Raw genomic sequence first — 13268 nt, 5'->3', positions numbered from 1 at the left:
TCCCTCACCACGTCCCACCAGCCGTCACGTACGAGCAGCGCAAGGTAGCGACGCTGCAACAGGGAGAAGAACCGGACGTCACCCGCACCGAGGGCGGTGGAGCCGGAAGCCCGGCTCCACCGCCCTGACGAGCTGATTCACGCCTCAGGGACGTCCGGGCTCAGCTGCACCCGCTGGTCGAGCCGCAGCCCTCGCAGATGTAGCAGGAACCGGCCCGCTGCATCTTCGTGCCGCAGGAGAAGCAGAGCGGGGCGTCCGCCTGGATGCCCAGCTGCATCTCCACGAGTTCGGCGCTGGTGTGGGCCTGCTGCGGTGCGGGCTTGGCCGCCTCGATGCCCGCCCTGGGGGTGGCGACGGCCTTCAGCTCCTGCGCGCGGGGCGCGGACTGGGCCAGGCCCTCGACGTCGACCTCGTCCTCGGTCGGCTCGTAGGAACCCGTCTCCAGGTGGCGCTGGCGCTCCTCGGCGGAGTGGATGCCGAGCGCGGAGCGCGTCTCGAACGGCAGGAAGTCGAGCGCCAGACGACGGAAGATGTAGTCGACGATCGACTGCGCCATCCGCACGTCCGGGTCGTCCGTCATACCGGCCGGCTCGAAGCGCATGTTGGTGAACTTGGAGACGTACGTCTCCAGCGGCACACCGTACTGGAGGCCGACGGACACCGCGATGGAGAAGGCGTCCATCATGCCCGCGAGGGTCGAACCCTGCTTGGACATCTTCAGGAAGACCTCGCCCAGGCCGTCGTCCGGGTAGGAGTTGGCCGTCATGTAACCCTCGGCGCCGCCGACGGTGAAGGACGTGGTGATGCCGGGACGACCCTTCGGGAGGCGCTTGCGGACCGGGCGGTACTCGACGACCTTCTCGACCGTCTCGCGGATGGCCGCCTCGGCCTTCTCCGTGATCTCGGCCTTCTCCTTCTCCTTGGTCTTCGCGGAGAGCGGCTGGCCGACCTTGCAGTTGTCGCGGTAGATGGCGAGCGCCTTGACGCCCATCTTCCAGGCCTCGAAGTAGATCTCCTCGACCTCCTCGACGGTCGCCGACTCCGGCATGTTGACCGTCTTGGACAGGGCACCGGAGATCCACGGCTGGATCGCGGCCATCATGCGGACGTGGCCCATCGGGGAGATGGCGCGCTCGCCCATGGCGCAGTCGAAGACCTCGTAGTGCTCGGGCTTGAGGCCCGGTGCGTCGATCACGTTTCCGTGCTCGGCGATGTGGGCGACGATCGCCTCGATCTGCTCCTCCTGGTAGCCCAGGCGGCGCAGGGCCTGCGGGACGGTGCCGTTGACGATCTGCATCGAACCGCCGCCGACCAGCTTCTTGAACTTGACCAGCGCGAGGTCGGGCTCCAGGCCGGTGGTGTCGCAGGACATCGCGAGACCGATCGTGCCGGTCGGGGCGATGACGGACGCCTGCGCGTTGCGGAAGCCGCTCTTCTCGCCGAGGCGGAGCACGTCCTGCCAGGCCTCCGTGGCGGCGGCCCAGACCGGGGTGTCCAGGTCGTCCATGCGGACGGCCTTGGTGTTGGCGTCGGCGTGCTGCTTCATGACGCGCAGGTGCGGTGTGGCGTTGCGGGCGTAGCCCTCGTACGGGCCGACGACCGCGGCGAGTTCGGCGGAGCGGCGGTACGACGTACCGGTCATCAGCGAGGTGATGGCCCCGGCCAGGGCGCGGCCGCCGTCGGAGTCGTACGCGTGGCCGGTCGCCATGAGGAGGGCGCCGAGGTTGGCGTAGCCGATGCCGAGCTGGCGGAAGGCGCGGGTGTTCTCGCCGATCTTCTGGGTCGGGAAGTCCGCGAAGCAGATGGAGATGTCCATCGCGGTGATGACGAGCTCGACGACCTTCGTGAAGCGATCGACGTCGAAGGACTGGTTGCCCTTGCTGTCGTCCTTGAGGAACTTCATCAGGTTCAGCGATGCGAGGTTGCAGGACGTGTTGTCCAGGTGCATGTACTCGCTGCAGGGGTTCGAGCCGTTGATGCGGCCGGACTCCGGGCACGTGTGCCAGTGGTTGATGGTGTCGTCGTACTGGATGCCGGGGTCGGCGCAGGCCCACGCGGCCTCGGCCATCTTGCGGAACAGGGTCTTGGCGTCGACCTCTTCGATGACCTCGCCGGTCATCCGCGCGCGCAGACCGAACTTCCCGCCGGACTCGACGGCCTTCATGAACTCGTCGTTCACGCGAACCGAGTTGTTGGCGTTCTGGTACTGGACGGAGGTGATGTCCTCGCCGCCGAGGTCCATGTCGAAGCCCGCGTCACGAAGTGCGCGGATCTTCTCCTCCTCCTTCACCTTGGTCTCGATGAAGTCCTCGATGTCGGGGTGGTCGACGTCGAGGATGACCATCTTGGCGGCGCGTCGGGTGGCTCCACCGGACTTGATCGTTCCTGCGGAGGCGTCCGCACCGCGCATGAAGGAGACCGGACCGGAGGCGTTGCCACCGGAGGAGAGGAGCTCCTTGGAGGAGCGGATCCGGGAGAGGTTCAGGCCGGCGCCGGAGCCGCCCTTGAAGATCATGCCCTCTTCCTTGTACCAGTCGAGGATCGACTCCATGGAGTCGTCGACGGCCAGGATGAAGCAGGCGGAGACCTGCTGGGGCTGGGGCGTGCCGACGTTGAACCAGACCGGGCTGTTGAAGCTGAAGATCTGGTGCAGGAGGGCGTACGCCAGCTCGTGCTCGAAGATCTCGGCATCGGCCGGCGAGGCGAAGTACTTGTAGTCTTCACCGGCCTTCCGGTACGTCTTCACGATGCGGTCGATGAGCTGCTTCAGGCTCACCTCACGCTGCGGGGTGCCGACGGCACCACGGAAGTACTTGCTGGTGACGATGTTGACCGCGTTCACCGACCAGAACTCGGGGAACTCGACGCCGCGCTGCTCGAAGTTGACCGAGCCGTCGCGCCAGTTGGTCATGACGACGTCACGGCGCGCCCACTCGACCTCGTCGTACGGGTGCACGCCGGGGGTGGTGTGGATGCGCTCGATACGCAGTCCCTTGCTCGCCTTGGTGCCCTTGGCGCGGGAACTCCGTGCCGGACCGCTCGCCGTCTCTGTCATGCCGCCTCCCTGTACGGGCGAAAACGCCCTGAAGTGCCACTTTGTTCCCGTAGCACGTGTTCTGTCATGTGTCGCGGCGCCGCGCACGCGGCCCTCCGCGACAGGTCCTGGTCGCCGCCGATCGTCCGGTCCGGATGATCCGTCCGGGCGCTCCGCCTGTCAGTCGGCGGCGCGGGCCGGCACGGGGACCCCTCCGGTCCCTCCGGGCCCGCATTCGGGTTCCCTGCGCTCCTCGACTGCTCCCTCGCAGTCCTCGCCGTCCCCGGCGGGGCGCTTCCCCTGCTCTTCCCTGAGTTCCGCGATGGCCGCCTCGAAGTCCTCCAGCGAATCGAACGCCCGGTACACCGAGGCGAATCGCAGATAGGCGACGAGGTCGAGCTCCTGCAACGGGCCGAGTATGGCCAGCCCCACGTCGTGGGTGGTCAGCTCGGCGCTCCCCGTGGCCCGCACCGCCTCCTCGACCCGCTGGCCCAGCTGGGCGAGCGCATCCTCGGTGACGGGCCGTCCCTGGCATGCCTTGCGCACACCATTGATGATCTTCGTTCGACTGAAGGGCTCGGTGACGCCGGACCGCTTGACCACCATCAGCGAACAGGTCTCCACCGTCGTGAAACGACGGGCACAGTCCGGACACTGACGGCGCCTGCGGATCGACGTACCGTCATCGGTCGTCCGAGAGTCGACGACGCGGCTGTCGGGGTGCCTGCAGAAAGGGCAATGCATAGAACTTCCAACCCCCTTTCACAGCAGACTCAAATAGCCTCACAGGCCACTCGGGCCCCGCGAAGCAGCCCCAAGCATAGGCGATACCCGAGGGCCCGGAGACCCGGGGGACCACAACTTCTGGGCCATCACCGCAATCCAAGCACTACATGTAGGGCTTGGCACGTAAATCCGCCCACGCCGCGCGTGTCGCACACGTATGGGCAGGCACCCCAGGGCCAATCCGCCACGGGACGGCCGGGGATACGGTGAGGGCGACGCTCAGGAGGGGCCGGTACCCGGTTGCCGGGGCACCTGGTGGCAGACTGGACCACGAAGCGACATCGGCCCACAAGGCCATCGCCCGGCGGTGAACAGTACAGCAATGAGCGCTTTTGTCCGCCAGGAGCGGCGTTAGCCATACACCCGGAGATCTGATCGCGTCGACCAATCCGCGATTTTTCACTCGAACGTGTGTTTGGCGCAACCTTTCGAAAGCAACTACCGTTGTCCAGCACGGGAGACCATCGAGAGGGGCCGACGTGACCACCACCGCAGACAGTGCCGCCATCACTGCCCAGGACCGCTCCCAGGACCGATTCGAGCCGGTGCATGCGATGAACGAAGCCACGAACCATGAGGGGCCAAAGCGGTCCCTGCCTGGCCGACCTCCAGGCATCCGGGCCGACAGCTCGGGGCTCACGGACCGGCAGCGCCGGGTCATCGAGGTCATCAGGGACTCCGTGCAGCGGCGTGGCTACCCGCCGTCGATGCGGGAGATCGGCCAGGCGGTCGGCCTGTCCAGCACGTCCTCGGTGGCGCACCAGCTGATGGCCCTGGAGCGCAAGGGCTTCCTCCGTCGCGACCCGCACCGCCCGCGCGCGTACGAGGTACGGGGCTCCGACCAGGCGTCGGCGCAGCCCACGGACACGGCGGGCAAGCCGGCCGCGTCGTACGTCCCGCTCGTCGGCCGGATCGCCGCCGGTGGTCCGATCCTCGCCGAGGAGTCGGTGGAGGACGTGTTCCCGCTCCCGAGGCAGCTCGTCGGCGACGGTGAGCTGTTCGTCCTGAAGGTCGTCGGCGACTCAATGATCGAGGCTGCCATCTGCGACGGAGACTGGGTGACCGTCCGCCGCCAGCCGGTCGCCGAGAACGGCGACATCGTGGCAGCCATGCTGGACGGCGAGGCCACGGTCAAACGCTTCAAGCGCGAGGACGGCCACGTCTGGCTTCTCCCGCACAACGCGGCGTACGAGCCGATCCCCGGCGACGACGCGACCATCCTGGGCAAGGTGGTGGCGGTGCTGCGGCGGGTGTGACCCCGTAGCGGCGGTGCGCCGCCCCTGATCCGGGCCCCGGAACCTCTGCGCCGGTTCCGGGGCCCTGCCCTGTCCGGCTCCGCTTCCGTCGGCTGAAGGTGGCCCGTGACTCCGTTCCCGCCGGGACGGGGTCACGGGCCGCCTTCGGGCTTACACCTCTTCCGTCTGCTGGGCCACCTGGTCGATGGCCGCCAGCGACTTACGCACTTGATTACGGTCCGTCGTGTACCAGAAGTCGGGCAGTGATGCCTTCAGATAGCTGCCGTAGCGGGCCGTGGCCAGCCGCTGGTCCAGTACGGCCACCACACCGCGGTCCCCGGACGCGCGTACGAGGCGGCCGGCGCCCTGAGCCATGAGCAGGGCCGCGTGGGTGGCGGCGACAGCCATGAAGCCATTGCCTCCCGCGTCCTCGACGGCCTTCTGCCGGGCACTCATCACAGGGTCGTCGGGCCGTGGGAAGGGGATCTTGTCCATGACGACGAGCTGACAGCTGGGGCCCGGGACGTCGACGCCCTGCCAGAGGGACAGCGTGCCGAAGAGGCAGGTCTTCGGGTCAGCCGCGAAGTTCTTGATCAGCTCGCCGAGTGTCTCCTCCCCCTGGAGCAGGATCGGGAACTCGGGGATGCGGACACGCAGCTCCTCAGCCGCCAGCTGGGCCGCTCGCATCGACGAGAAGAGGCCCAGCGTCCGCCCGCCCGCGGCCTGGATCAGTTCGGTCAGCTCGTCCAGCATGTCGGCGCGGTCGCCGTCGCGCGCGGGGCGTGCCAGATGCTTGGCGACGTACAGGATGCCCTGCTTCGGGTAGTCGAACGGCGAGCCGACGTCGACACCCTTCCACTGCGGCAGGTCCTCACCCTCTGTGCCCTCGGGGGCCAGGCCCAGCGATGCTCCCACGCCGTTGAAGTCGCCGCCGAGCTTCAGGGTCGCCGATGTGAGAACCACCGAGCGGTCCGCGAAGAGCTTCTCCCTGAGGAGGCCCGAGACGGACATGGGGGCGACGCGCAGGGAGGCACCGCTGTATCGATATGCGGCTCCGCCGCGGGGCTCGTGACGCTCGTACCAGACGACGTCCCACTCGGAGCCGTTGCTGATCCGCTCCGCCACGTCGTGCACGGTCTCCACCGAGGCCAGCGCCTGCTTACGGACCGCGTCCTCGTCCTGGACGGACTTGTCGCGCGTGCTGCCGATGGCCGAGATCACCGTACGGGCGGCGTCACGCAGCGCCATCAAGGCGTAACCGAGGTCTTCCGGGATCTCCTCCAGGCGGCCGGGCAGGGCCAGCTCCATGAGCCGCTCGAAGCCCTCGGCGGCGGTCTGGAGCTGGTCGGCGGCCTTCTCGTTCACAAGCTTCGCGGCGCGGCGCACGGCCCGGTTGACCTGGCCGGGCGTGAGCTCGCCCGTGGCCACGCCCGTCACGCGGGAAACCAACTCGTGCGCTTCGTCGACGATCAGCACCTCGTGCTGCGGGAGCACCGGAGCGCCCTCGATCGCGTCGATCGCGAGCAGCGCGTGGTTGGTGACGACGACCTCGGAGAGCTTGGCGCGTTCGCGCGCCATCTCGGCGAAGCACTCGGCGCCGTATGCGCACTTGGAAGCACCCAGGCACTCCCGGGAGGACACAGACACCTGGGACCAGGCCCGGTCGGAGACGCCCGGAGTGAGGTCGTCGCGGTCGCCGGTCTCGGTCTCCTGTGACCAGTCCCGCAGCCGGATCAGGTCCTGGCCCAGCTTGCTGGTGGGCGCGGCCGCCTCGAACTGGTCGAAGAGGCCCTCCTCCTCGTCCTGGGGCACGCCCTCGTGCAGGCGGTGCAGGCACAGGTAGTTCGACCGGCCCTTGAGCATCGCGAACTCGGGGCGGCGGCGCAGCAGGGGGTGCAGCGCCTCGACCGTGCGCGGCAGATCCCGCTCCACGAGCTGACGTTGCAGAGCCAGGGTGGCCGTCGCCACGACGACCCGCTCCCCGTGGGCGAGCGCGGGCACCAGGTAGCCCAGCGACTTTCCGGTGCCGGTGCCGGCCTGGACCAGCAGGTGTGAGCCGTCGTCGATGACCTGCTCGACGGCTTGGGCCATGGTCACCTGGCCGGGGCGCTCCACACCGCCGACGGCGGTGACGGCAGCATGCAGGAGTTCGGGGAGTGAGGGCTTCGTCATAGCGCGACCACCCTACGACCCGGCGCTGACACGCGGGTGGTCAAGGCGGGGGTGAGGGGCGTGATCAGGACGGGGGTGAGGGGTGGGATGGCGGGTGGATGCAGCACGGAGTCCTTCGAAGTTCTTCTCGAGTCGGAACCGCTTCGTGGTGAGCGGTGTACCAAAAGTGGTGGCGCTACAGCAGATCGCGCAGGGCCCGGTCTCGGACCATGAGGGCGGCTCGCTTGTCGGGCAGGTCGACCTCGGCGGAGAACCGGAAGCCGGCGCTCAGGAACGCGGAGATGGAGGGGGTGTTGCGAATGTCGGGTTCCGCGATGACGCGTGCGCACGATAGCCGCTTGTCCAGCACGAGGTCGGCGAAGGCTCGGAGCAGGGCTGAGCCGATACCGCGGCCGCGGTCGGCGACACCGCCGATGACGAGGTGGACGCCGGTGTCGTGCGGGCGGGCGGGGTAGTGGCGGGCCAGGGGTCGAGATCCGCGCGGTAGACCTCCCAGTAGCTCATCGGGGTGCCGTCCAGCAGACCGAGGCACGGAATGCTGCGTCCGTCTCCGGCCAGCTGGTGGCGCAGGTGTCCCTCGGTCACGGACTGTGGTCCGGCGAGTTTCCAGAAGGCGGCCACGGCGGGGTCGTTCATCCAGCGGCTGACCAGTGGAAGATCCCGCTCGACGCGTACGGGGAGGAGGTGCAGGACACCTACCGGGGTGGTGACCGGACCCCAGTCGGCGAGGCGGTCGAGCAGGTCGTCGTCCGTCGGGACGCCATCCGTAGGGCGCACCTCCGCGCCGTCGCCCTCGCCCAGTCCCCCGCCGTGCTTCTCGGCCTCCTCGGCCAGGAAGTCCAGGAACTCGTCGGGCAGGCGTAGGTCCAGCGTGTCCTCGCTGTCCTGCGCCAGGGCGGACGCCTCGCCCGTACTGATGTCGGCGCGAGGACGGCTACCGGGGCCGGTGGCGGCCTCGGCCGGGGCGTCCTCTGCGGGGACCGGACCAGTGTCGTCGTCGCTGTCCGTACGCACAGCGGTGGCGGCGGTACGGGTGACGGGCTGGTCGGTGGTGTCGGTGTCGGCGGTGCCGCCGGTTGGGCTGGTGGTGCCGGTGCGGGCAGCAGTGCTGCTGTGAGCGGCGGTCGGGGTGCCATTCGGGGCGCAGGCGGTCCCGGCGTCGGTGCTCGCATCGGTGGGAGGCACGGCGACGCTCCTCTCAGGAGACGGGGTGGGTCATGTTCCTCAGGAATCAGGGGTCAGGGATGTACGGGGAAGGGATACGGGGATGTCAGGGAAGTCGAATGGGCCGGGTGCGCCTGTTCATCAGGAGCGGAGGGGATTGGCGATGGTGACGTAGACGGACTGGGTGTCCACGGGGCCGACGAGTTCGTCGAGGCCGTGCAGCCGGGTCAGCAGGTTCGCCTTGCAGCGCAGGACAGGTGAGTCGAGGAGCAGAGCGGGCAGGGAGGTGCGCAGTCGGGCGGGGCCGGTGACCGCACCGGCCAGGAAGCGGCGGAAAGCGGCGAGCAACAGCCTCTCGTCGGCGAGGTGTTGGGAGCCGAAGGCGCCGATGAGCCCGAACACGTTGTTGATGGCGAGGTAGTACGCGAAGCGTTCGTCGGTGACCTCGTCGGAGACGAATGTGTCGCTCTGCTCACCGATGCCGGGCAACCGGGCTTCGAGCTCCGCACGGCGGGACTCGCGGAAGTAGTAGCCCTGGTTGTCACGGTAGCGGCCGCCCCTGGGCCAGCCCTCGGGGTCCAGCAGGAGCAGGGTGTTCTGCTGGTGGGCTTCAAGGGCGATACCTGCCTCACCGTCGAGCCACAGCACGGGGCGCACGACGTGTTCCAGGTAGCGCAGGAACCACTCGGTGGCGACGGCTTGGCGGGTGCGTCCGGTGCGGTCGGCGAGGCGAGCGACTATGTCGGTGAGCCTGGAACGCATGACGAGGTCGGGGGTGTCGACGGGCCAACCGTGCTGTTGGTGATCGGTCCCGTGGGGTTGGACGGAGGTGTTCGGCTGGACGGACGCGTGCGGTTGACCCGTGTCGTGGTCCCGGACGAGCGCGTGGGACGAGTCGGTCGGGGGGCGTTTGCCGGTTGGGGGGCTTTGGCCGGTCGCACACGGCCGAGGGGAGACGAGGCCGGCGATGCAGGTGACGTCGTCGGCCGGGTCGAACGGGTTGTGCCGGATCACCACGTCCAGGCCCGGGACGGGGTGGCCGGCCGGTCCGGTGACCGCGAGCCAGGCCGGGTCGCGGACGATGTCGAAGCCGGGGTGGGCGTTTTGCCACTCCCGCGCCAGGCCGGTGCGGAGGAGGCGGTGGACCTCGACTCCGCGGTGGAGTTCCTTGCGGAGATTCTCGCGACGGGAGTTGGTGATGCGTAGCCCCAGCGACAGCTTGAGCATCGCGGGGGCGCCGGAACGGTAGACGGTGCGCACGGAGGAGGTGGGGTGCCAAGGCGAGCCGAAGCGGCCGAGGTACTGGAGGAGCCCGGCATCCAGCAGGGCCGCGGTGTCGGGGCGGTGCAGGATCGCGTGGAGTTGCCAGGGGTGCACGGGTAGGGCGGTGTGGCCCTTGGGCAGAGGCAGCCCGGAGCCGGCCAGCCTGGCGGTCAACTGCTCGGCGGGGACGAGGCGGCCGCGCTCCGTCCATGCTGAGTCGGCCACCAGGGCGGATGGGGAGACCGCGATCCAGTGCAATGGGAAGGAGCCGCGCGACTCCGGTGAGTAGAGCCGTGCTTCCGCATCGGAGAGCCCTTCACGGCTATTCGGAGTGGGGTGCAGGGGGTGACCGAGTACGAGTGACTGTTCGGCGGCGAGGAAGAGATCGGGTACGTCGGTGGGGTTGTTGCGCCGGTCGCTGATGAACACAGCTGTGCGCCGGAGCGAGTCGGCGACCCGGCCAACGAGGTCGGCACTCTCCGTACCAGAGGGCTGCGAGGCATCTGCTTCTGCGTCATCCGTTGCGGCGGCTTCCCTGGCCAGCAGGGCTGCCACCGTCACCGCGTCGGCCGGGGGTGCGGTTTCGGGGGCGTCTGCCAGACGGGGAGGCCGAAGCGGTGCCAGCCCGTGGGGGACCAGTAGTGGACCGGAGCGAGAAGAGCTGTGCCGGTTACGGGGAGGGGGACAGGGAGGGTGCCGTCGTCGGGGGCGGGGATGTCGTGTTCCCGTGCCCAACAGCGCAGTAGGTTCTCGACGGCCGCGGCTTGGGCTGCGACGTGTGGGTCGGGGTGGTTCAGAAGGTCGGCGGTGGGGGCGGGCAAAGGTTCGGCTGTGTGTGTGCCGTCGTTCTGCTCGGGGATCGATTCGGTGCCTCGCGTGTGGGGGCGGGTGCGCCAGTCGGGCAGGGGGTCGCGGTCAAGGAGTCCTCGTGAAGTTTCTGGGGTGCGTACGCGATGTGTTCATCCCAGGGCGTCGTCACGCAGATTCATGCGGGGACGAGGGCGCTCGGAGAAGCTATGGCCGAAGGGATGGAGGAATGGATGGAGACGGGGATGGAGGCAGGAGTGCTGGCACGGATGGGCGAAGGCGATAAGCGTGTGGCCATGTGGCACTGAAGCGTGTTGTGTGCCTGGGAATCGCCGAGCAGGTAGTGCGGCGGGCTCAGTGCTTCCACCGGTGCCGGCGCTCACCGCGGTTCGCCTCCACCTCGCTCGCAGCATCCCTGCGCCGCCGTCCGCACCGCGTCCGTGAGTCGGTCGAGTACGGCGTTGGCCTGTTCGTCCGTGAGGGTCAGGGGTGGGAGGAGCCGTACGACGCTGGCATGACGGCCGCCCAGTTCGACGATCAGCCCTCGTCGCAGGCACTCCTGCTGGACCGCGGCGGCCGGTTCGGGCGCTGCGGGCCAGGGGTCATGGGACGGGGCCGGACGGCCGGCTGCGTCAAGGCGATCGTCACGGCGAGCAAGGCCTGCGTCACCGGTGACGTGGGCGGCGCGAGGGATGCCTTCGGTGCGTTCCGGTGTGCCCTCCGGGTCCACCAGTTCGATACCGATCATCAGGCCTTGGCCGCGTACGTGCCCGATACAGGCGAACTCGGCGGCCAGGAAGCGGAGTTCGGTGAGAATGCGGGTGCCCAGGATTTCGGGGTGTTCGTCGAGGTGGTTCTGGCGGACGTAGGCGAGGGTGCCCGCACCGGACAGGCAGTCGAGGTAGCGGCGCCCGTCGGCACCCTCGATCGTCAACCCACGGGCCCTGACGCGGACGAACGGCAGGGCGCGTGCGTAAGTGCGCGACGCGGACTCGCGAGCCGACTCCCGCCGTAGGATCCCCTCGTGCGCCGCGCGCGCCCCCTCGGCCGCACGCCCCACAGACTCGGTCACAGCCACGACGGTTCCTCCGCTCCCCAGAGGCGAGTTGGCCGAGGGCTCCGATCAACGGCAGGCCCCCGCACGTACCAACGACGCGACCCGCGTGGGGAAGCGGGTGCGGCCCGGATCGGTGCGGATGAAGATCCGTGTCGCCATATGAGGGAAGGGTTGCTGCCGAGTTGGGGAGGGGCCGCCCGTGTTGCGGAAGATCCATGCAGTCGCGGAGCCGTGTCCCGGCGGCGAAGATCCACGCCGTGACGGAACCGTTGCGGTTCTGTCGGGTGTCCCCGACAGCGACCGCATAGTGTGTGGTGCCGTTCAGTGACGCCGCGACGATCGCGGCCGGCCGGTGTCGGCGGTTCCGTACCGAGGGGGCGAACATCGGCGGATCCGGACCAAGCCGGCGGGCGGCGGCGTACGGAGAGAATGACGTACGCGAACGTACGCGACCGCTCCGGCGGCACAGAGTTGTCAAACGCCCCAGGGGGAGTTCAGACCATGCCACCCATACGCCCGTTCCTCACCGCTCGCCGAGTCAGGGGTGGGCGCCGCACATCCTTCCCCACGCTGGCTGCCGTCGGTCTCGCCACGGCTCTCGCACTGACTGTCACCGCCTGCGGCACGGGCGACGACGGGGCGAACGCCGACGCGTCCGCGTCCCAGGGCTCCTCGGACGGCAACGGCAAGATCCAGATCCCGGACGACATCCGGGACAAGCTCAAAGAGCACGGGATCGACATCGACAAGTGGAAGAACGGCGCCTGGAAGAACTGGGACAAGGACGACTGGCTGCGCGAGGCCGAGGACTTCGTCAACCCGATCATCAAGGACCTGTGGGACCCGGACCGGATGCGGGAGGCTCAGGAGCCGGAGAAGGAGGTCGACGAGAGCGACCTCTCCGGTGACCAGGGCGTCACCGACCCGACGCCGGCGGCCGTGAGGGCACAGGCCGTGCCGACGGGCTACCACGACAACGTGCCCGAGGCGGGCAAGGTGTTCTTCGACGGACCCGAGGGCACGATGGTCTGCTCGGCGACCGTGGTCGAGGACCCGGCCAACCCCGGCAAGTCGAACCTCGTGTGGACCGCGGGCCACTGCGTGCACGCCGGCAAGTCGGGCGGCTGGTACCGCAACATCGCCTTCGTACCGTCCTACAACGACAGCGGGATGACGGCGACGGAGCTCGAAGGCGCCACCAAGGAGGAGGTTGCTCCGTACGGCGTCTGGTGGGGCGACGGGGCGCGGACCTCGGACCAGTGGATCGAGCAGGGCGGCAGGACGGGCGGTGACGGCGCGTCGTACGACTTCGCGGTCATCCATGTCACGCCGGAGGAGGGTGGCGACGGCAAGTCCCTGGAGGAGACAGTCGGTTCGGCGCTCCCGGTGGACTTCAACGCGCCCGCGGTTCCGCAGGTGAGGAGCATCACGGCGACGGGTTACCCGGCGGCGGCGCCGTTCGACGGCGAGACGATGTACCAGTGCACGGACAAGCCGGGCCGGCTCTCGCTCCTGAAGTCCGACCCCACGATGTACCGCATCGGCTGCACGATGACCGGCGGTTCGTCCGGCGGCGGCTGGGTGGCGACCGGCGCGGACGGCAAGCCCGCGCTCGTATCCAACACCTCGATCGGCCCGGTGAACGCCGGCTGGCTGGCGGGCCCGCGGCTGGGCGGGGTGGCCAGGGACGTGTACGAAGAGGTGAGTCGGAAGTTCGCTGGTCAGTGACGACTCGGTGACCGACGACCGC

Annotated in this window: 7 protein-coding genes and 1 pseudogene; 2 read left to right on the top strand and 6 right to left on the bottom strand. The window is 69.0% G+C overall.

What is annotated here, in order from left to right; all coding sequences use genetic code 11:
* Positions 1-160 precede the first annotated feature (160 nt).
* Both E0500_RS19400 and nrdR read right to left on the bottom strand, forming a co-directional pair.
* Positions 161-3055, bottom strand: coding sequence for a vitamin B12-dependent ribonucleotide reductase (locus tag E0500_RS19400; protein WP_131563390.1), 2895 nt, complete (start codon positions 3053-3055; stop codon positions 161-163).
* A gap of 159 nt (positions 3056-3214) precedes the next feature.
* Positions 3215-3778, bottom strand: a complete 564-nt coding sequence (gene nrdR / locus E0500_RS19395) for a transcriptional regulator NrdR (protein ID WP_131563389.1) — start codon at positions 3776-3778, stop codon at positions 3215-3217.
* A 521-nt stretch (positions 3779-4299) separates the two neighbouring features.
* Between nrdR and lexA the strand changes: the two genes are divergently transcribed.
* The gene (gene lexA / locus E0500_RS19390; protein ID WP_131563388.1) at positions 4300-5076 is read left to right on the top strand and encodes a transcriptional repressor LexA; all 777 of its coding nucleotides are present in this window, start codon (positions 4300-4302) and stop codon (positions 5074-5076) included.
* A gap of 150 nt (positions 5077-5226) precedes the next feature.
* Here the strand turns inward: lexA and E0500_RS19385 are convergent, their stop codons facing one another.
* The 4 genes and pseudogenes from E0500_RS19385 to E0500_RS19370 all read right to left on the bottom strand — a co-directional run bounded on the left by E0500_RS19385 (position 5227) and on the right by E0500_RS19370 (position 11539).
* Complete coding sequence (locus E0500_RS19385; protein ID WP_131563387.1) at positions 5227-7227, bottom strand: ATP-dependent DNA helicase; 2001 nt, start codon at positions 7225-7227, stop codon at positions 5227-5229.
* Between the two features lie 175 nt (positions 7228-7402).
* Positions 7403-8241 (bottom strand): annotated as a pseudogene (locus tag E0500_RS19380) (GNAT family N-acetyltransferase).
* Positions 8242-8532: 291 nt separating this feature from the next.
* Positions 8533-10215: an IucA/IucC family protein gene (locus E0500_RS19375; RefSeq protein WP_399119485.1), complete on the bottom strand. Its 1683-nt coding sequence runs from the start codon at positions 10213-10215 to the stop codon at positions 8533-8535.
* 625 nt (positions 10216-10840) lie between these two features.
* On the bottom strand, positions 10841-11539 hold the full coding sequence (locus tag E0500_RS19370) for an aminotransferase class III-fold pyridoxal phosphate-dependent enzyme (RefSeq protein WP_131559683.1): 699 nt from the start codon (positions 11537-11539) through the stop codon (positions 10841-10843).
* A 480-nt stretch (positions 11540-12019) separates the two neighbouring features.
* On the opposite strand from E0500_RS19370, the gene E0500_RS19365 reads away from it, so the two are divergent.
* On the top strand, positions 12020-13246 hold the full coding sequence (locus E0500_RS19365) for a serine protease (RefSeq protein ID WP_181587053.1): 1227 nt from the start codon (positions 12020-12022) through the stop codon (positions 13244-13246).
* Positions 13247-13268 lie beyond the last annotated feature (22 nt).

It is taken from the genome of Streptomyces sp. KM273126 (assembly GCF_004337435.2).
GTDB lineage: Bacteria > Actinomycetota > Actinomycetes > Streptomycetales > Streptomycetaceae > Streptomyces > Streptomyces acidicola.
The sequence above is the reverse complement of the archived record's forward strand: the minus strand, read 5'-3'. Positions and strand labels throughout refer to the sequence as shown.